This is a genomic window from Candidatus Pantoea floridensis, from assembly GCF_900215435.1.
Lineage (GTDB): Bacteria > Pseudomonadota > Gammaproteobacteria > Enterobacterales > Enterobacteriaceae > Pantoea > Pantoea floridensis.
In genome coordinates, this window is sequence record NZ_OCMY01000001.1 from 3,311,919 (window position 1) to 3,331,909 (window position 19,991).

16 protein-coding genes are annotated in these 19,991 nt (G+C 52.1%); 9 read left to right on the plus strand and 7 right to left on the minus strand.

Features of this window, described 5'->3' with window-relative positions; genetic code table 11:
• Positions 1 to 23 precede the first annotated feature (23 nt).
• Genes rcsB through CRO19_RS15485 form a run of 3 tightly spaced genes read right to left on the minus strand, consistent with a single transcriptional unit; the run spans position 24 to position 4,514 of the window.
• Positions 24 to 674, minus strand: coding sequence for a response regulator transcription factor RcsB (rcsB, locus tag CRO19_RS15475; RefSeq protein ID WP_007889370.1), 651 nt, complete (start codon positions 672 to 674; stop codon positions 24 to 26).
• A 1-nt stretch (position 675) separates the two neighbouring features.
• Positions 676 to 3,339 carry a phosphotransferase RcsD gene (gene rcsD, locus CRO19_RS15480; RefSeq protein WP_097096607.1) on the minus strand — a complete coding sequence of 888 codons (2,664 nt, stop codon included), beginning with the start codon at positions 3,337 to 3,339 and terminating at the stop codon, positions 676 to 678.
• 20 nt (positions 3,340 to 3,359) lie between these two features.
• On the minus strand, positions 3,360 to 4,514 hold the full coding sequence (locus CRO19_RS15485; protein ID WP_097096608.1) for an MFS transporter: 1,155 nt from the start codon (positions 4,512 to 4,514) through the stop codon (positions 3,360 to 3,362).
• 562 nt (positions 4,515 to 5,076) lie between these two features.
• Between CRO19_RS15485 and CRO19_RS15490 the strand changes: the two genes are divergently transcribed.
• The 4 genes from CRO19_RS15490 (at position 5,077) to ompC (ending at position 11,959) form a co-directional block, all read left to right on the plus strand.
• Positions 5,077 to 6,882, plus strand: coding sequence for an Ig-like domain-containing protein (locus tag CRO19_RS15490; RefSeq protein ID WP_097096609.1), 1,806 nt, complete (start codon positions 5,077 to 5,079; stop codon positions 6,880 to 6,882).
• Between the two features lie 72 nt (positions 6,883 to 6,954).
• Entirely contained in the window at positions 6,955 to 9,087 is a 2,133-nt protein-coding gene (locus CRO19_RS15495) for a type I secretion system permease/ATPase (protein ID WP_097096610.1), read from the plus strand.
• Positions 9,084 to 10,253: a beta-barrel domain-containing protein gene (locus CRO19_RS15500; protein WP_097096611.1), complete on the plus strand. Its 1,170-nt coding sequence runs from the start codon at positions 9,084 to 9,086 to the stop codon at positions 10,251 to 10,253. Before CRO19_RS15495 ends, CRO19_RS15500 begins: the two co-directional genes overlap by 4 nt.
• 596 nt (positions 10,254 to 10,849) lie before the next feature.
• Entirely contained in the window at positions 10,850 to 11,959 is a 1,110-nt protein-coding gene (gene ompC, locus CRO19_RS15505) for a porin OmpC (protein WP_097096612.1), read from the plus strand.
• A gap of 23 nt (positions 11,960 to 11,982) precedes the next feature.
• Here the strand turns inward: ompC and CRO19_RS15510 are convergent, their stop codons facing one another.
• Positions 11,983 to 12,546, minus strand: coding sequence for a TetR/AcrR family transcriptional regulator (locus tag CRO19_RS15510; RefSeq protein ID WP_097096613.1), 564 nt, complete (start codon positions 12,544 to 12,546; stop codon positions 11,983 to 11,985).
• 93 nt (positions 12,547 to 12,639) lie between these two features.
• Here CRO19_RS15510 and CRO19_RS15515 point away from each other — a divergent pair, with 93 nt between their 5' ends.
• Complete coding sequence (locus CRO19_RS15515) at positions 12,640 to 13,095, plus strand: nuclear transport factor 2 family protein (RefSeq protein WP_097096614.1); 456 nt, start codon at positions 12,640 to 12,642, stop codon at positions 13,093 to 13,095.
• A 6-nt stretch (positions 13,096 to 13,101) separates the two neighbouring features.
• Here CRO19_RS15515 and CRO19_RS26110 read toward each other — a convergent pair whose 3' ends face one another.
• Positions 13,102 to 13,254, minus strand: coding sequence for a hypothetical protein (locus CRO19_RS26110; protein WP_176519159.1), 153 nt, complete (start codon positions 13,252 to 13,254; stop codon positions 13,102 to 13,104).
• A gap of 402 nt (positions 13,255 to 13,656) precedes the next feature.
• Here CRO19_RS26110 and apbE point away from each other — a divergent pair, with 402 nt between their 5' ends.
• The 3 genes from apbE to CRO19_RS15530 all read left to right on the plus strand — a co-directional run bounded on the left by apbE (position 13,657) and on the right by CRO19_RS15530 (position 17,169).
• Positions 13,657 to 14,694 (plus strand): FAD:protein FMN transferase ApbE, encoded by a 1,038-nt coding sequence (gene apbE, locus CRO19_RS15520; RefSeq protein ID WP_097096615.1) that lies wholly within the window; start codon positions 13,657 to 13,659, stop codon positions 14,692 to 14,694.
• A 14-nt stretch (positions 14,695 to 14,708) separates the two neighbouring features.
• Positions 14,709 to 15,350, plus strand: coding sequence for a DNA oxidative demethylase AlkB (gene alkB, locus CRO19_RS15525; protein WP_097096616.1), 642 nt, complete (start codon positions 14,709 to 14,711; stop codon positions 15,348 to 15,350).
• Positions 15,351 to 15,516: 166 nt separating this feature from the next.
• Positions 15,517 to 17,169 (plus strand): multidrug ABC transporter permease/ATP-binding protein, encoded by a 1,653-nt coding sequence (locus tag CRO19_RS15530; protein ID WP_097096617.1) that lies wholly within the window; start codon positions 15,517 to 15,519, stop codon positions 17,167 to 17,169.
• 153 nt (positions 17,170 to 17,322) lie between these two features.
• On the opposite strand, the gene CRO19_RS15535 is transcribed toward CRO19_RS15530, so the two are convergent.
• Positions 17,323 to 18,048: a 4'-phosphopantetheinyl transferase family protein gene (locus CRO19_RS15535; RefSeq protein WP_097096618.1), complete on the minus strand. Its 726-nt coding sequence runs from the start codon at positions 18,046 to 18,048 to the stop codon at positions 17,323 to 17,325.
• 77 nt (positions 18,049 to 18,125) lie between these two features.
• A complete protein-coding gene (locus CRO19_RS15540; protein WP_097096619.1) occupies positions 18,126 to 18,329 on the minus strand; it encodes a hypothetical protein in 204 nt (67 codons plus the stop codon).
• 770 nt (positions 18,330 to 19,099) lie between these two features.
• Here CRO19_RS15540 and CRO19_RS15545 point away from each other — a divergent pair.
• On the plus strand, positions 19,100 to 19,981 hold the full coding sequence (locus CRO19_RS15545) for a HamA C-terminal domain-containing protein (protein ID WP_097096620.1): 882 nt from the start codon (positions 19,100 to 19,102) through the stop codon (positions 19,979 to 19,981).
• The last annotated feature ends 10 nt before the right edge of the window (positions 19,982 to 19,991 follow it).

The window sequence follows — 19,991 nt, forward strand, 5'->3', positions numbered from 1 at the left end:
GTGTGCAACACCGCCCGCAAGTATTACTCTTTGTCGACCTGAGTGGCGCTAACGGAAGAGAGATAGTTCAAAAGCGCAATATCGTTTTCCACGCCCAGTTTCATCATCGCTGATTTCTTCTGGCTACTGATGGTTTTGATACTGCGGTTCAGCTTCTTGGCAATCTCCGTCACCAGGAAGCCTTCTGCGAACAGACGCAGCACTTCGCTCTCTTTCGGCGACAGACGCTTGTCACCGTAGCCACCGGCGCTGATGCGCTCCAGCAGTTTTGCCACGCTTTCCGGCGTATATTTTTTACCTTTCTGTAAAGCAGCCAGGGCTTTAGGCAGATCGGTTGGTGCGCCTTGTTTCAGGACAATCCCTTCAATATCCAGATCCAACACCGCGCTCAGGATCGCTGGGTTATTGTTCATGGTAAGAACGATAATCGAGAGATCCGGATAGTGACGTTTAATGTATTTGATCAGGGTGATACCGTCGCCATACTTCTCGCCCGGCATTGAGAGATCGGTAATCAGGACATTGGCGTCCAGTTTGGGCAGGCTGTTTACCAGTGCTGTTGAGTCTTCAAACTCACCTACAACGTTAACCCATTCGATCTGTTCCAGCGACTTACGGATACCGAACAGAACGATCGGATGGTCATCGGCAATAATTACGTTCAAGTTATTCATCTTATTGGTTACCTTGCTGCAGCAGTTGGCTGACGTACGCGTCAATTTCACTGGTGGTATTTTTAATGGTCAAATCGTCACATACTTTTATGTGTTGTTCTAACGCTTCACAAAGCTGTTTACCTGACCCCAGATTGAGCATGGCAAACACGCCTTTCAGGCGATGTGCTGTCTGAGCAAGCGAGGGATAATCCTTTTCCGCCGCTTCAGTATACAGTCTCTTCACATCTGGCGGTACTGTCTCGGTAAACAGCTGGAAATAGCCACCGCTTAACAGCGGTGAGGCTGCTTCATCTTCGCTACTCTCCTCCATTAAATCATGGGCAAGTTGCTTCTCGATCAGGGCCAGCAACGCATCAAGCAGCGCGTTGCTGAGATTGAAGTTGACCCTGAATTGCTTATCATTCAGTGCGTGATGACCGATTTCGTCACCGGCCAGCAGCAGCGCCCAGCCCGTCATGCGGGCGGGATCGTCGGTTACCAGGACATCATGATCCTGGCCGGTCAAACGTTCGTCGGAAGTCAGGCATTTCGCTCCCCAGTTTTCCAGATGGCGGCAAACAATTTTATGCACGTCTTCAACGGCGATATCGACCAGAGCGGTCACGCCTTCCAGCAGCTTCTCTTCCTGTTCGCCCTGCTGTTCCAGCGCCAGCGGCAGCTGAATGTTATAGCGCGTTCCGATATCGGGTTTAGCGATGATCTCAAGCTGGCCACCCATCTGTTTACACAGCTGTTTACACAGGAAAAATGCCATGCCCGATGCCTGGCCGAAGCGATCTTGCGTAGTATCGCCAAGGTAGGGGAAATCGACATTCGCCAGTTCATCGATGCTCAGGCCGGAGCCGGTATCCACCAGCTGCAGCAATACCTGATTGGGTTTTTCCTCGCTGGTTTTAATCTCCAGCGAAATCTTGCCCCAGCGTGTGGTGGTCAGCGAATAGTGCATTAACGTGGTCAACACTTTGCGCAGGGCGCGACGATCGCCAAAGCGCATTTCATCATTGGCAAGATGATTATTCACCACCAGCGCCAGACCTTTACGACGCAGCAACGGCAGGCTTTCCAGCGCGATTTCGTCCAGCATATCCTGCAGATTGAATACGCTGGCATCCGGCGACCAGTCATGCGCTTCGAGGCGATTAAGCAGCACAATGTCATCCACCAGCCGTGCCAATGCCTGACTTTCGTCGAGCAGATCGAGCACGCTTTCATCATCGTCCCGCTGGCTGAGCTGCACCAGCTGCGTCACCATGCTTTGCAAGGGGCGATTCAGCGCATGTCCCAGATTTTGCATCAGCTGCTGACGCATTTGGTGATTACGATCCAGCACCTGTTGCGCCTTCTGCAGCTTCTTATTGACCAGTAATTCTCGGTCCTGATCGCGCATCATAAATAGCTGCGTATGCGGCGACAGCACGCTGCGCGCATGGCGAATTTCATACACTTCGTTATTGATGGTCGCTTGCAATACGCCCTGATGCTGATCGGACATATTGATGATTTTCTGCAGATTCAGATGCGGCAGCAGGTGTTCAGCGATTTTATTGCTGAGCAGCGTGCGGTTAGTCGCGAAGTCATACACCAGCAAACCCACGGGCAGACTGGCAACAATCTCTTCGTTCAGCATCCGAAGGGAATCGAGTTCGGCGCTCTGGTTCTCGTTAGGGCGCAGCGATTGCTGACGCAGCAGGGTGATACCGGCAATCGACAGCAAAAACAGCACAAGGTTGATCAACAGCGGCCACATCAGATTATGCAACGTATCCATCGCCAGGCTCGTGAGCGGCACGCGGTACACTAACTGCAACGACGTACTTGGCAGTGAGGCAGCAATTTCCAGGTTAGGGTTAACCAGCGCCACATGGGTGCTTTCACTGCTGCTATCGTCGTTGCTGGTGGGGGTGCTGCTGGTTTGCGTGGCATCCTGACGCAGCTGGAAATTCTCCAGCGGCATATTGCGCGGAATCAGATCGTTAACCGGCAAATCAAAGGCCACGACGGTGGCTAAATGGCCCGGCTGGTTGAAGGTGGTGCGCAGGGTAAAGTAGTGATCGTTCTGCCAGGCAAAGTGGCGTAGCGGTGAGAAGCTTTCACGCTCATCCAGCGCATTGGCCTGCTGCAACATTTCGGCGCGGCGGCTATCGACCAGCGTATTGATCGCGCTCTCTTTGTAACGTGTCGCCATGTCTTTCAGCGGCAGGGTGGAGATCATGATCAGGCTATTGTCCTGACCATTCAGAAAATACATCGACCAGGTTGGATTCTCCGCGCCCCACAGCGTATCAAGATAGTTGGACATGCGCATGGTCATATCCAACGTGCTGCTATCGTGCGATCCAAAAATCAGCGCTTCGGTTTTACGGCGGGTTTTTTCCAGATAATAGACATCCGGGCGCAGACGCGTTTCCTGCAGATTGCTATTCGGCGTTGAGCCGGCGGCGCTGGTGGCAAGATTTTCATAGATCTGCCAGGTGGCAAAGCGCGATGCATCAATGCGTTTCTGCATGGCACGCGCCAAATCGGTCATCGCATAGCGCTTTTCCGTAATCCAGGCATTGACGCTGTTGTGCACCATCGCGCCCAGCGCCAGAAAAAGCACCAGGTTAAACACCACGAAAAAGCGCGTAACGTTGCCGGATGTCAGAGGAAATTTATAAAGCATAGTGTCTCAGGACCATGGAATTAGCGCGCAACCCGTCGGGCACTGGCCGCGACGGCCAGCAGTAGCAGAGCGATCAGTAAAAATGCGCCACTCAGGCTGATCCACTGGGATATCAATCCGATTAAAGCCGGACCTGAAAGAATACCCGCATAGCCTAAGGTTGTCATGGCCGAAATCGCCAGATTTGACGGCATATCGTGTTGATTCCCGGCGGCATTGAACAGCATCGGTACCGTATTAGCCAGGCCAAAACCAACCAGCAGGAATGCCAGCAGGGCAATTTGCGGCCATGGCAGTAAAACCGCCAGCGTCATGCCGGCTGCAGCGGCTAATGCACCGGTTAACATCACCGGATAGCGGCCAAAGCGTTGAATCACTTTGTCGCCCGTCAGACGGCCGATCGTCATCGCCACCGAGAATACCGCGTAGCCCAAGCCAGCATGTGCAGGGCTCATAGCAGGGCTCTGCAACAGCAGTAGCGCGCCCCAGTCGAGTACGGCACCCTCGGCAAGAAACAGGATAAAACAGAGCAGGCCAAGGAAAGCCACCCAGCCCCGCGGGATAACCAGCCACGGCTGATCGGGCTGATGCAGACGTTCCTTCATTAACGTCGGCAGGCTCCACACCAGCAGCAGTACGATCAGCACCATCACCACGCCGACGGCTTGCAACGGCGTCAGGCCGCTGCCCAGCAGTAAGCTGACGGAACCCGCGCCAATAATGCCGCCAAGACTGAAGAAACCGTGAAAGCCGGACATCATCGGTTTACGCGCCGCTTTTTCCACTTCAACGGCCTGTACGTTCATGGCGACATCCAGCATGCCGAGCCCGGCGCCAAAAACCATTAAAGTCGCGGCCATCAGCCACATTTCATCAAGCGTCGCCAGCAGCGGCAGGGCAACCAGCACCACCAGCGTGGAACAGAGCATCACCCGACGACCACCGAAGCGCGCGATCAGACCGCCGGTAACCGGCATCGCGGCCAGTGAACCGATGCCCAGGCACAGCAGCAGGCCACCAAGCGATGCACCGCTCAGCGCTAAACGCTGGCTGGCAAAAGGCACTAACGGTGCCCAGGCTGACATGCCCAATCCAGCGATAAGGAAAACGATACGTGTCCCCAGGTTGACACGATGATGCAATTTATTCTGCTGTGCGGCGTCCAGTGCTGTCATAAATGTTATTTTTCATTAGCGTATAAAGCGACGAAGTTTAGCATTAAAGCCAGCGTCGCACCGCGCATCAGAGGATATCCGATCACAAGTTATCAACGCCAGAAACAGGCATATTACCGATTTTTTACCAGGCGCCGCGCTTTTCCAGAACTTTCCTGGGCTGTACCAGGCAAAACTGGAGTGACTTAAGTAAAATTTTCCCTGCTGATTGTTGCAGTATACTGATGAGATATGCCGCGCGGCACGCGGCTGACACACGATTCTTTTGGCGCTGTCGCAAAGCGCACATTTCCGGATTTTCGCCAATAGGCAGCGACCACGTAAACCCGATATGTTAGCTATCCCATCGGCTCCCGGTGCGGAATAGAGCGAGATCGATATTATTTCTCCCCTTTGGGAGAAAATTTGCTGTGTCTTAATTTCATCCTTGTTACCGGCAGGTAACCCCTTTTCATCAGGCGAAGCGGGCCGTTTATTAACGGCCTGTATGGCGCACCGGTCCGCTTAAAACATTAATAAGCATAATGACTGTGGCAAATCATTCCCTGTAACGAGGTTACCTATGTCTTCACGTCAATCCGAACATCAATTAGCAGCAATTTTACAATCGGCAGTCAGCCTTTATCCGGTGGATGATAACTCAGCAAGTCTGCAACTTCGCAGCATAGATACCACGCCGCCCGCAGCGCTGCATCCTTATGAACCGATAGCCCAGGATGGCATCATTGCCGCATGGGAAGCGGGCAAAAATATTCACCTGCGCGGACGCGCTGAATCTGAGCCCGGCGCGACGGTTACTTTGACCTTTAACGGTGAAAGCTGGCACAGCACGGTGAATCAATGGGGCTACTGGAATGCATCGATGCCGCCATCGGTACTCCACGGATTGGCTGATGGCGCCTATTCGTTGACGCTCACCATTACCGATAAAGCCGGTAACAGCACCGATACTCAGGTTGAATTTGGGATTTACGTCGATAAAACCATCAAACCCACGCTCACCGTCGATCCCATCAGCGGTGATAACGCTGTTAGCGTTGCGGAAGGGATTTACGGCGTGGACGTGCACGGAAGCGCCACGCATATGCCGAATAACAGCCACGTCACGCTAACGTTAGCCGGTAAAACTTATACCGGTAGCGTTAATGGACAGGGTGAATGGACGGCCACAATCCAGGAACAGGATCTGCAGGCGCTACAGGATGGTGTTTATAGCCTAAAAGTCAGCGCCACCGATCCCAATGGCAAGACCGCTACCACGCATCAGGATGTCACGCTGATCACCCATGTCAGCAGCTTGCCGCACATCAGTTTTGACAAAGTGACAGCCGATAACGTCATCAATAAAGAGGAGAGCCAAAACGATCTCACCTTTAGCGGCGATCTCTCCGTGGTGGTGCCGGGCCAGCAACTGTTGCTGTGCAGCGGCGATGCAGTCTATCACGCGCAGATTGGCAGCGATGGGCATTGGCAGGTCACCATTCCAGCCAGCGACGTGGCGAGTTTTATTGCGCTGGGCGAAGTTCGCGTTTATGCGCTGGATGGTGCAGGCAACAGCACCGACGCGATGCTGGAACTGAACGTGGTAACCAAGCTGCCCGACATCTATTACGAAATCAATATCGGTGGTGATACCACACTCAACCAGCAGGAAGCGCAGCACGATCTCAGTTTCTATCTGGAAGGCGTCAGGGAATTGACGATTAACGGTAAAAACTACACGCCGGTCGATGGCACGGTGACCATCAGTGCCGCAGATTTACAGGCGCTGCCGGATGGTGAAGTATCAGCGCTTGCCACGCGCGGAGATGAGTACGGCAACCATGACACGCAGATCATCGAGAATCTGTTCAACGTTGCTATCCATCAGTTGCCGACAATGACGCTGAATCAACCTTTTGGTGATGGCGTGTTGGATGCGGTGGAGGTTAATAACTGGCATCTGATTCAGGGCAGCAGCACTCATCTTGAGCAGGGCAGTGTAGTCACCTTGACGCTCGGCGATCAGAGCTACAGCGCCACGGTAAAAGCCGATGGTAATTGGTCGCTGACAATTTTAGCTGGTCAGCTCGCTCCCCTTGATGACGGCAGCTATCAGATGAAGGTTAGCGCACAGGATAAAGCGGGCAACGTGGCGACGGCAATGCAGCCGGTGACGATCGACAGCCACGAGGCGGTTGCCAGCGCCAGCAGTGAGCCGGCAGGCACGCTGCTCGCGAATGTCAGTGCAGGCAGCCTCGACCATAGCGATCAACATGGCGATGCGTCGATCCTCCGCGGCAGTGAAACGCATTACAACGCCAGCGACAGCAGCTATACCCTCGCCGATCATCTGCAGCAGCAACACCCGTTGCAGACAGTCGTTTAACCCACATACCAACCGCTAGCGCTCTCCGCTAGCGGTTGCCAGCCTCTTTCCATTGCTTATGAGACCACAGGGATGACTGCACAACCCTTTAACAGCGACAACGGCATCGCGGCGATGCTGCGTGTGGCGGCACGTTTCGGCAAACCAGCGGATGGCAGTACGCTGCATCAGCAGATGCGTTGGTTTCAACATCTGGCTCCCGCGCAACAGTTAGCACGTCTGGCTGAACTACTGGGATTGCATTTCATGCTGATTCCTCACGATAAACTCCGCTGGCGTCAGGAAATTGTTCCGGTGTTGCTGCTGCTGGAAAACGGCAGCCTTGCCTTGATTGAAGAGGTAGATCGCGATGGCGGCGTACGCTATTGGCTGAGCGAAGGTGGCGACGTGATGCGTTCAGCCTTGCTGAGCGATTTGTTAGCGCAGGCACAGGCCAATGTCGGCGTGATTGGCGTGGCGGCGCGCGGGCGAGATGCGCGCATTGATGAATTTGTGCAACCCTATGAGCCACACTGGTTCTGGCATAATTTTCGCGGCATGAAGCGACGCATGGCTGAAATCAGTCTGGCATCGCTGGTAGGCAACGTGCTGGCGCTGGCGGGAATTCTGTTTTCGATGCAGGTGTACGATCGCGTCATTCCCGCGCAGTCACAGCCGACGCTATGGGTGCTGTTTACCGGCGTGTTGCTGGCGGCTGCGCTTGAATATCTGATCCGCCTGATGCGCACTCAGGTTTCCGATCTGATGGGCAAGCGCATCGACCTAAAAATTTCAGCCATGCTGTTCGCGCGTGCCATGAACATTCGTAATGAAGCGCGGCCACGCTCTACCGGATCCTTTATTGCCCAGCTGCGCGAGATCGATCAGGTACGCGAACTGCTGACCTCCACCACAGTGAATGCCGCGGCCGATCTGCCATTCGTGCTGCTGTTTTTATTGATCATGGCATCAATTGGCGGCTGGCTGGTGTTGATTCCGCTGCTGGCGATTCCGCTGATCGTTGTTCCGGGGTTGCTGGTACAGATCCCCATGGCGCGGCTGGCGCGGGAAGGGCTACGCGAGAGCGCACTGCGCCAGGCGGTGCTGGTGGAGACCCTTGAAGGGGTGGAAGACATCAAAGCGCTGCAGGCCGAACCCTATTTTCAGCGCCAGTGGGAGCAAACCCACGACGTCAGCGCCACCATCAGCAACCAGCAACGCTTGTGGGGCGCGCGTCTTACCGGTTGGTCAGGAAGCGTCCAGCAGCTCACTTATGCCGGTATGCTGGTATTTGGCGTGTATCTGGTACTTGATAATCAAATTACCACCGGCACGCTGGTGGCCTGTAGCTTGCTCTCTGCGCGCACTATTGCACCGCTCATGCAGCTCACCATGGTGTTCTCGCGCTGGCAGCATGCGAAATCGGCCATGAAAGGGCTGGATGAATTACTGAAAAAGCCGCTCGATCAGCCCGACCGCGCTACGCTGGCGCATTGCCCGGTGCTTACCGGCCATTTTCAGCTGCAAAACGTGCACTATCGCTATGACGAGGAGAGCGGGAACAGTGTGCTTAACCTTCCGCAATTGCAGATTACGCCTGGCGAGCGCGTGGCAATTCTTGGCAAAGTCGGCGCGGGCAAATCAACGCTGCTGAAAATGCTGGCCGGACAAGCGCGCGCCAGCCAGGGAAAAGTGTTGGTGGATGGCGTGGATATCACCTGTATCGATCCGGTCGATCTGCGCCGCCAGCTTGGCTGGCTGTCGCAGGATTCCAGGCTGTTCTTTGGCACGCTGCGGCAGAACCTGTTGCTCGGTAATCCGCATGCCAGCGAGCAGGAGATGTTGCAGGCACTGCGCATTAGCGGCGCGCTGGCGTTGGTACAGCAGGATGCTGCCAGCCTCGATCGCATTATTCACGAAGGGGGACGGGGATTGTCCGGCGGTCAACGGCAAATGGTATTGCTTAGCCGGTTGATTCTGCGCCAGCCGCAGGTGGTGCTGCTGGATGAACCCACCGCAGCCATGGATGAACAGCTGGAAGCGCAGGTCATTCGGCAGCTGGCACAATGGGTGACGGGCCGCACGCTGGTGTTGGTAACGCATCGTCCTGCCTTACTGCGTATGGTGGACCGCATCGTGGTAATGGATAACGGACGCATTGTGGCTGACGGCGCGCGCGACGAGATTCTGCGCCACGCCGCGGCGAATAAGGGAGATGCAGCATGAGCATGGTGATCGTCGATAAAGATCTGGCGCGGCGCGAGCGTCGCACGTCGGCCATTATCTGGCTGTGCGTGTTGACGCTGCTGCTGTTTCTGCTGTGGGCGCACTTTGCGGTGTTGGATGAAGTAACGGTAGGCATCGGCAAAGTTACGCCATCAACCCATGCGCAAATGATCGAGAGTCTGGATGGCGGCATCGTCAAACAGCTGAACGTGCACGAGGGGACTATCGTGCAGCGCGGGCAGGTGCTGGCCACGCTTGATCCCACGCGCTTTCAAACCAATTTTGGTGAAGCGATTGCGCGCGTCCGCACATTGCGCGCTTCGGCTGAGCGGTTACAGGCCGAGCTCAGCGATCGACCGCTGAACTTTAGCGCAGAGATCCAGCAATATCCCGATCTGATCGCGCGTGAAACCCAGCTATATCAGGCTCGCCGGCAAAATTTTGTCGAAACGGTTGGCAATCTACGGCAATCCCTCACGTTGGTGCAGGCGGAACTCAATTTGACAGAGCCGCTGATGCTTCGCGGCGCGGCCGGGAAGGTGGACGTTATCCGTCTGCAACGGCAGGTAAGCGATTTGCGTGGCAAAATCGACGAGGCACGTAACGACTATTATGTGCGCGCGCATGAAGAGCAGGTGAAGAACAACGGTGAACTGGATGCGCAGCTGCAGGTTGCCGCGGGAAAACAGGATCTCCTTGCACGTACGACGTTACTCTCGCCGGTGCGAGGCATAGTGAAAGATATTCGCGTCTCTACGGTTGGCGGCGTATTGGAGCCGGGCGGCAAACTTATGGAGATTGTGCCGCTGGAGGATCAGCTGCTGATTGAGACGCGTATCAATCCGCGTGACATTGGCTACATTCGTCCCGGGTTGCCTGCGGTGGTCAAGATCACCGCCTTTGATGCCGCCATCTACGGCGATCTCCGTGGGGAGGTGGAAACGGTATCGCCGGACACGCTGCAAGATGAAGTCAAGCATGATGAATTTTATTATCGCGTCTATGTACGCACTAACAAGGCGGAGTTAGTGAATAAGCACGGGCGTAAATTTGCCATTATGCCGGGCATGGTGGCGAATGTTGAGATTAAAACGGGTCAGAAAAGCGTCATGGATTATTTGCTCAAGCCTCTGAATAAAGCCAAAGAATCGTTACGTGAGCGCTAGCAATAAGCGCCGTATATTCATCCAGCGATCTTTGTTGTCCACGGAAATTAACATTTCTGCATTTAGGCTATCGATTGAACAATATGTGCGAAAATAGGCAAATAATGCGCTAACTCTTATGGGTTAATTTAACCCTGATAATTAACTTTACAGAAAATAAGGGTGGGCGCTGGAGAGCAGACAAAAAAATGCCGGACAATCATGTCCGGCGGGAAATTAGGGTAAATCAAATCATTCGGGGTGAATGAAGGTAATAATGAAATAAATGATGATAGCGGGATAATTGTATGCTCTGGCTGAAAATGATTTTTGTCATTCAGTGCGAAAATGTAATTCATGTAATTTATTGATTTTAAGTGATTAAAATGTTTGTTGTCATTAAGTGCTATATTTTTTACCTATCTGTGCTGGTTATTAGTTCCGCTGAATTTACATCCTGAAATAACTAATAAATACACTGAAACACTTTTGGAAATTTAGTAGCATTTTCGTGATAGATTATTGCCCAACATAAAATAACAATGGCTTGCCGGCTGAATTTTTAATCGTTCAGTTCGCAGTGGCATAAATAAAGGCACATTAAAGAGGGTAATAAAATGAAACGTCGCGTTCTCTCCCTGATGATTCCTGCATTGCTGGTAGCAGGTTCAGCAAGCGCAGCTGAAATTTACAATAAAGATGGCAACAAATTAGATCTCTACGGCAAAGTTGACGGTCTGCACTATTTCTCCGACAACTCTGGCTCAGACGGTGACCAGTCTTACCTGCGTTTTGGCTTCAAAGGTGAAACTCAGGTGACCGATCAGCTGACCGGTTACGGCCAGTGGGAATACCAAGCTGCATTGAACACTGCAGAAAGCGAAGGTACCGCTAACAGCTTCACCCGTGTCGGCTTTGCGGGTCTGAAATTTGGTGATGCAGGTTCATTCGATTATGGCCGTAACTACGGCGTGATGTACGACCTGGGCGCCTGGACTGACGTACTGCCAGAGTTCGGCGGCGATACCTACGGTGCGGACAATTTCCTGTTCCAGCGTAGCAACGGTCTTGCCACCTATCGTAATACCAACTTCTTCGGTTTGGTGGATGGCTGGAACTTCGCGGTTCAGTATCAAGGCAAAAACGACAACCCTACCGAATCCTCATCCGGCCGTGATGTGCTGGGCGAAAATGGCGACGGCTACGGTTTGAGCACCACCTATGATCTGGGTTCCGGTTTCGGTATCGGTGCGGCAATGTTCCAGTCTGACCGCACCAATAATCAGAATGGCAATGCGCCAGGCATTCTGGGCCGTGGTGATAAAGCCGAAGCTTATAGCGGCGCGCTGAAGTATGACGCCAACAACATCTACCTGGCCGCGATGTACAGCCGTTCGTACAATGCCACGCGCTTTGGTTCAAGTGACGCAACCGCTTACGGTTACGCGAACAAAGCGGATAACTGGGAATTGGTGGCGCAGTACCAGTTCGACTTCGGCCTGCGTCCTTCACTGGCCTTCGTGTCTTCTCGCGGTTCCGATATCGAAGGTTACGGCAGCCAGAACCTGAAGAAATATGTTGATGTGGGCGCGACCTACTACTTCAACAAAAACATGTCGACCTATGTTGATTACCAAATCAACCTGCTGGATGACAATAACTTCACCGATGCCGCCGGTATCAATACCGATGACGTCGTAGCGGTAGGCCTGGTTTACCAGTTCTAATCGTGATGGAGCGTGACAGCGCGTCACGCTCCCGTTTTCAGCAGTGCGCTTAGCGCGCCTCGCAATATCTCAACTATCTGTTTTGCCTCTTCCCCAATCTGCACCTGTACAATGGCACCTTCAACCAGCAACACAATCTGCGCCGTTTTCATCTGCTGCTCGGGCGCCAGCTTTTCTTTGATTGCCTGCGCCATCTCGTGCTTATGCTGGCGAATCAGTTCGCTGGCTTCAGCTAAGCTGCTGCCTAATTCCGCCGCTGTGTTAATAAAGGCGCAGCCGCGAAAATCGGCATCGTTAAACCAACTCAGAAGTGCCGCGGGCAGGGCATCGTCCAGCGTAACGTGCTGATTCAGTGCAGCGCGAAATGCCGCCATCCAACGCTGATGACGCTGCTGTAAAAACGCTAAAACCAGCGTATTTTTTGCCGGAAAATGACGATAGAAAGTCACCTTCGTCACGCCGGCCTCCGCGATCACTCTATCCACACCCGTAGCGCGAATACCCTGCTGGTAAAACAATTGTTGTGCGCACAACAAGATGCGATCGCGGGCAGAGGCTGCGGCATCAAATATCAGAGGTTCAAGCATAATTAATCCTGTTCAAATATGTAGACAGAATTGTCTACATCCGGCAGGATGAATCAAGTAGACAGACCTGTCTACATGTTCAGGAGAGAAAATATGTTGGTGCCACCGTTTAATCAGGAAACGGCGTTAAAGAAAGTCCGCATGGCGGAAGATGCGTGGAACAGCTGCGACGCACAGCGGGTTTCATTGGTTTATAGCGAAGATACGCGCTGGCGTAATCGCAGCGAATTCGTCAATGGACGTGCGGAAGTCGTGACATTTCTGCAACGTAAATGGGTAAAAGAGTTGGATTACCGACTGATCAAAGAGCTGTGGGCGTGGCACAACGATAAGCTGGCGGTGCGATTTGCCTATGAGTGGCATGATGACAGCGGCAACTGGTTCCGCAGCTATGGCAATGAGAACTGGCACTTTGGTGCCGATGGCTTGATGATTCAGCGCTTCGCTTGTATCAATGATCTCCCCATTGCCGCAGAGGATCGTCTGTTCCACTGGCCTGCTGGAACGCGCCCGGACGCGCATCCGGGCTTAAGTGAACTGGGGCTATGAAGAAGATTACTGCATCCCGCGCCATTTTTTTGCTTTAGGTGCCGGTTGCAGTGGCGGCGTGGTGGCCATACTGCCTTCCATTGCCACGCCCGCCAACGTAAAGGCCGAGAAACTCAGCCAATGCTGCCATTTACTGCTTTGCGTTTTGCTCTTTTCCATTCTGCACCTCGCTGATGTTCAACTCATCCTCAACGATGCAGAATTCATGCCAGACCACCGCTCGCAGCGCCACGCGCAGCGTCAGCACTTTGCTACACTGCGCCGGCGCTGAAGCGGTGCAGAAGGGGGATTTTCTGGTGCAAAAATTTAACGTCGGCGTGAAGGATAATGTTGAATCAGACGGTGGCGATAGCGTTCCCAGCATCTGTAGCTGCCGAAAATAAACAGTCCGGTGGTCACTGCAATAATGAAATAAACCATCTTAGCTCCTGTAGGTAAAAACGGTGCAGGAACGCGTTATCCTGTCTTAGGGTTCAGCGAACATCAAGCAGCTTTAGATGGATTTACAAGCGATTTATGCTTTGTAACCGGCTGTAGTAACAGTTAACAGATGAGGAAGAGATGCGTTTTCAGAATATTCTGCTGATAGGGCTGGTGGCTTTTGCCCTGAGCGGTTGTGAAAAAAATGATAGCCAGCCAGCAATGGTGCTGGAAGGTAAAACCATGGGCACGGTCTGGCGCGTCAGCGTAGCGGGCGTGGCGTCATCACGTCATGCTGCATTGCAGCAATTGATTCAGCAGCAGTTGGATCGCGATGACGGAGAATTATCGACGTGGAAACGCGATTCGGTCTTGTCGCGCTTCAATCAGTATCAGGGCAGCGCACCGCAGGCGGTGAGCAGCGATATGGCGGACATTGTCACCATGGCGCTGCGTATTGGCAAAATGACCGGAGGAGCAATGGACATCACCGTTGGTCCGCTGGTTAATTTGTGGGGTTTCGGCCCAACGAAGCAACCGGCGCACACGCCGACGGAGGCCGAAATCGCTGCGGCTAAAGCGCTCACCGGTTTGCAGCATCTGCACGTAATTCAGGGCGTTGAGGGACAATGGCTGCAGAAAGATCTGCCCGGCCTGTACGTGGATCTCTCCACCATGGGCGAGGGCTATGCCACCGATCATCTGGCACGTCTGATGGAGCAGCAGGGCATTACCAACTATCTGGTTTCGGTAGGGGGCGCGGTGCTGAGTCGTGGCGTTAACGCTAACCAGCAACCGTGGCGCGTGGCCATTCAGAAACCAACCGATCGTGAAAATGCGGTGGAAGCACGTGTCGATCTGCAGGGGCACGGCATCAGTACCTCAGGCAGCTATCGCAACTATTATGAACTGGACGGCAAACGCATTTCGCACGTCATCGATCCCGCAACAGGCAGGCCGATAGAGCACAAGCTGGTTTCAGCAACCGTGATAGCGACCACCGCACTGGAAGCGGACGGCTGGGATACTGGCTTAATGGTGCTTGGCAGCGAGCGCGCCCAGGCGCTGGCGCTTAAAGAGCATCTGGCAGTCTATTTGATTAGCAAACAGGGCGATGGCTTTACGCACTGGATGTCGCCACAGTTCAAATCCTTCCTGATCGATCAGACATCGCAGTAGTAAAGGAGGCGTAAATGTTGGATTTATTTAGCGACGAAGCCCCGTGGCAAGAGCCGCTGGCCGAGGGTGCCGTGATTCTGCGGCGTCGTGCACGCGACAGTGCCGACGCGTTGCTGGCGGCGATTCACCACATTGCCGGGCAAAATCCGTTTGCTCATCGCATTACGCCTGGCGGCCATCGTATGTCGGTGGCGATGACAAACTGCGGCAATTTTGGCTGGTCAACCGATTCGCGCGGCTACCAATATACCGAACAGGATGCCAGCAGCGGGCATCTGTGGCCGCCGATGCCTGCGCTGTTCCGCGAACTGGCGCAGCAGACGGCAGAAGAAGCCGGTTTTGCCGCTTTCAATCCCGACGCCTGCTTGATTAACCGCTATGAGCCTGGTGCCAAATTGACGCTACACCAGGATAAAGATGAGAAGGATCTGCGCCAACCGATCGTCTCTGTTTCGCTGGGTTTGCCAGCGGTGTTTCAGTTCGGCGGCTTTGAGCGTGGTGACGCCACGCAACGCGTACTGCTGGAACATGGCGATATCGTGGTGTGGGGTGGCCCTTCACGCCTGCGTTATCACGGCATTCTGCCACTTAAACCGGGCATTCATCCGCAGGCGGGTGCTTTCCGCTACAACCTCACATTCCGCCGTGCGTTTTAGACTTTTATTTTTGTCGCGGCGCAATTTATTGCGCGATAAATCGCGCCGCTGTAAAGGTGCGATGAAAAGCGTTTTGCTAAGGGAAATACGGGATGAGAATTATTCTTGCTATCAGCGGGGGCGACATTAAACTGCAGGCTGCTTTATTGAACGCTGGAATTTTTTAATGGCATTGCTGCATGTAGTTTATCGCCAGTACCGCTGGCCTTTTATTGGTGTCATTCTTCTCACGCTGCTGAGTGCCGTGCTCGGTATCGGCCTGATTGCCTATATCAACAACGAACTGATCGTTGCGGTAAATACCTCGATTTCTGTCCTGCCGAGTTTCCTTGGCCAGCTGTTCTTGCTGATGGCGGTTACGCTTGGCTCACAGCTGGCGCTGACCATGCTCGGCCACCATTTTGTCTGGCGTCTGCGCGGCGAATTCATTAAACGTATTCTCGATACGCGCGTAGAGCGCATTGAACAGATTGGTAATGCTCAGCTATTGGCCGGCCTCACCAGCGATGTACGCGCCATCACCATTGCCTTTGTGCGTTTACCGGAGCTGATTCAGGGCATCATTATTACCCTGGGGTCGGCACTTTATCTCGCCTGGCTCTCGCCGAAGATGCTGCTGATCACCAGCCTGTGGCTGGTGGTAACGCTGGTTGGCGGCTGGCTGCTGGTGTCACGGGTTTATCAGCACATGGCTAAGCTGCGCGAGGTTGAAGATGAGCTGTACCGTGACTTCCAAACCATTATTGAAGGACGTAAAGAGCTGCAGCTCAACCGTGAACGCGCGCAGCTGATTTACGAAACCGTGTATCAGGAAAATGCCAAAAGCTATCGCCATCACATTGTACGTGCCGATACCTTCCATCTTAGCGCGGTGAATTGGTCGAATATTATGATGCTGGGCGCAATTGGCATTGTGTTCTTTATGGCTAATGGCCTTGGCTGGGCCAACACCGCCGTCGCGGCAACCTATTCACTGACGCTGCTCTTCCTGCGCACGCCGCTGCTGGCGGCGGTTGGCGCCTTGCCGACGCTGCTGAGCGCACAGGTGGCGTTCCGCAAGCTCAATACTTTTGAACTGGCGCCGTATAATGAAGCGTTCAAAGCATTGCCTAACGTCAGCGACTGGCAAACGTTAGAGCTAAGCGATGTCTGCTTCCATTATGGCGAGCGCGGCTTCCAGGTTGGACCCATTAACCTGACGCTGCGTCGCGGGGAATTGGTGTTTCTGATTGGCGGCAACGGCAGCGGAAAATCCACATTAGCCATGCTGCTCACCGGCCTTTATCAACCGCAATCGGGCAGTTTGTTACTTGATGGCAAGGTGGTTGACTGGCATAACCTCGAAGCCTATCGCAAACACTTCTCGGCGGTGTTCACCGATGTGCACCTGTTTGACCGGTTAATCGGCCATCAAGGTCAACCGGCTAATCCGGCGCTGGTGCAGCAGTGGCTGGAACGTTTAAAGATGCAGGATAAGCTCAAGCTGGAAGGCAACAGGGTGCTGAATCTGCAGCTGTCGAAAGGACAGAGCAAGCGTCTGGCGCTGCTGCTGGCGGCCGCGGAGGAGCGTGATATTTTGCTGCTCGACGAATGGGCGGCGGATCAGGATCCGCATTTCCGGCGCATCTTCTACCGCGAGCTATTGCCGTGGTTACAAGCTTCAGGCAAAACGGTGTTCGCCATCAGCCACGACGATCATTACTTTATTCATGCCAATCGTCTGCTGGAGATGCGCGAAGGGCAGCTGAGCGAGTTGACTGGCAATGAACGCGACATGGCCACGCTGGATGCGGTGCAACGTACCGATACCGGGCATTGATGTTAGCCGGGAAAGCTTAGCGAAAACCCTTATTGGGCAAGGCGTTGCGCAGGGAGTAAAGTCACTCGCAGCAGAAATCCTCGTTTCTGCGTCCCTAAACATTTCTGTCGTCTTGTGTTGTCACCGGCTCAGGGGAATTTCTGAGCCGGTTTTTTATTTTGTCGGCAACGGATGGATAAGCAGCGTCGTAACGTGCCCTGCGTGGAGCCAGAAGCGCGCCTGTAAGCGGGTATTGCTGGCAAAAGCTGTAGAGAAATCATGCGTTAGCCGCAGCTGAGCGATGCCTTGCGTGATGTCCAGTCCTACGAGTTCCGCCTGCAGAAAATCCATTGGCTGGTGCAGCTGCGGCCACAGCGCTTTATATAAACTCTCTTTCAGCGAAAACAGCAGCGTAGCCGCCTGTGCAAAGGGCAAAGGTTGCGCCAATAGTCGCCGCTTTTCATGCTTGCTCATCAACAAATCGGCCGTTTCCTCTGCGGTTTCCTCTGCCATCACCTGCTCCACATCCACTCCAAGACTCAGCGGCTCACGCGTTGCGGCTACCACGGCAATGTTATGCGTATGCGATAGTGATCCCTGCATGCCGGCTGGCCACAGCGGTGAACGATCGGGCGCATTACGCAAGACAAAGCCAGGTAAACCGAGTTGCGCCACGCTTTGCTGAACCAGCCAGCGGCTCGCCAGATGTTCGGCTTTACGCTTTTTCACGGCACCTTGTAGCGATTCAGGCAGCGGCAAATGCCACGCCTGATGCAGATCGCTATGCCAATGGTTTTGATCGAATTCACACCAGGCGATCGGCAAGCTATCCCGCGTAATACCGGCGGCGCGGATAAAGGCAGAAGAGGGCAGCGCAAGGGATGTTTGAGAGGGAAACATAAAAAATCACGGCTGACGGAAAACGTAGTTTTACCAGTCAGCCGGATGGAGAGCAAGCTAAAGGGGCTCGCTCACTTTTAGTTATTCGGGGGAATTGCCATACCTTTAATCTGCACCACAAAGTGCTGATGACCTTTGGTGATGCGCGCGCCCCGATCGCACCAGCGCGTGGCCAGACGGAAGAAGTCGTCGCTGCCGATATCGTAAGCCAGTTCCACTTTATTGATACCCGAGTGCAGCAGCTCTTCCGCATCCTGCAGGTTTTTTGCTTTGATGACCATAATGGTTTCCATCGAAAAAACAGGAGTCCTAAGAGTAAGAGAAGTCTGTGACATTTTTGTTTCAGTTTGATGAAGTGCTGTCACAATTCTCCAAAAATGTGATCTGGCTCGGCTCGGTTGCTTTCGGTAAGTTACTGATTTTTTTGATGAGAATGATGATTTTGTTGGCGTAATTCTGATTGTTTCGACGTGATATGAAGGGTGTTAGAAGGGGATGAGGCCGAGTGGTGAACTCACAAGGATAAAGGGTTACGTCATCATTTAGAAAACAGCTTTTGAAAGTGCTGGTTACGACCTGCCGCTCTGTGAAATTCAGGCAAAAAAAAGCAGCCATAAAGGCTGCTTTCTTCGGGATTTTGGTCGGCACGAGAGGATTTGAATTTTATCTTTAACTTGCTGTTTATTATGTATTTATACAGTAATTATCTTACTTGATATGCCTAATGGTATGCCTAAATATTTTTTATAGTATTGTTGCCGTTAATATGAAAAGCATGAATTTAAAGTTGGTCATAAAACCAACACGAAGTAATCCATTAACATAAGGAAAATAAAAAGAATTTATTAATGGAAGATTGGAAAAAAAAGGACAGTTATGTTTATATTTTAAGTCATTGAAATAAAAGGATATAAAATAAAATTTGGCTTTAATGTGGTTATAGGAAATTACTTCGCCTTGTCATTACATCTGATATTGATAAAATCTTAATCAATCAAGTAATTCTTATGCATATACTAAAATAGCATAAAGTTTATGAAGGGAAGTAAACATGGATAACATGTTGAAATTAAGGACAAAAAATCAGATTTTCAAGTATGAAGTCCCTCTTACAGGCTGTGGGATTCACGACAGTACATTCACTTTAGACTTTGAAGAAGGAATCTATAGGCAAAATGATCTCGTTGGTCTCATAAGAGATGTAGTACCTTACTTTTCATTAACACAAAGTGAACTGGAAGAATTAGAAATATCAGAGTTGCATCGGAGGAGTTTCACTCGTATCTCTGATGCAAGAAAGCAGTCAAAAGGAGATTATGGTGAGCTTCTTTTATATCTGATTCTGAGTATCTTTTATGATGTCCCTAAGTTTGTTACAAAAGCGCGTTTAAGATCAATCACAAGAGAACAAATCAAAGGGTTTGACTGCGCTCATTTTTCATTAGATGGAGAAAAAGTTACTTTATGGTTAGGAGAAGCTAAGTTTCATAAAACGCTTAGTAATGCAATCTCGTCAGCACTCGAATCGCTCACAGAGCATATAGGTGATAAAAATAGAATTAAGAGTGAATTGAGGTTGCTTGGAGGAGAGATTGAAATCAATAAATCATTAGATGAAAATGCCTATTATAAGTTAAAAAGTTACGTGGATGGTGGTAAATCACTGGATTCAATCGATATAGCCGTTCCGGTATTGCTTACTTACGATAGTAAATATATATCTTCATGTAATGGGAATAAAAGTACATCTATAAAAAGTGAACCATTTCTTTCCGAGGTCAAAAAAGAGTTACAGACTCATTTCGAGACCATTTATAAAAAGACATGGCCTGAAGATAAAAATATTAGGTTGGTGTTTTTTCTTTTCCCTTTCGAAAGCGTAACAGAATTAAAAGAAAAAATCGAAATGGTAGAAATGGCGATGAGGTTCTGAAGGAAATATT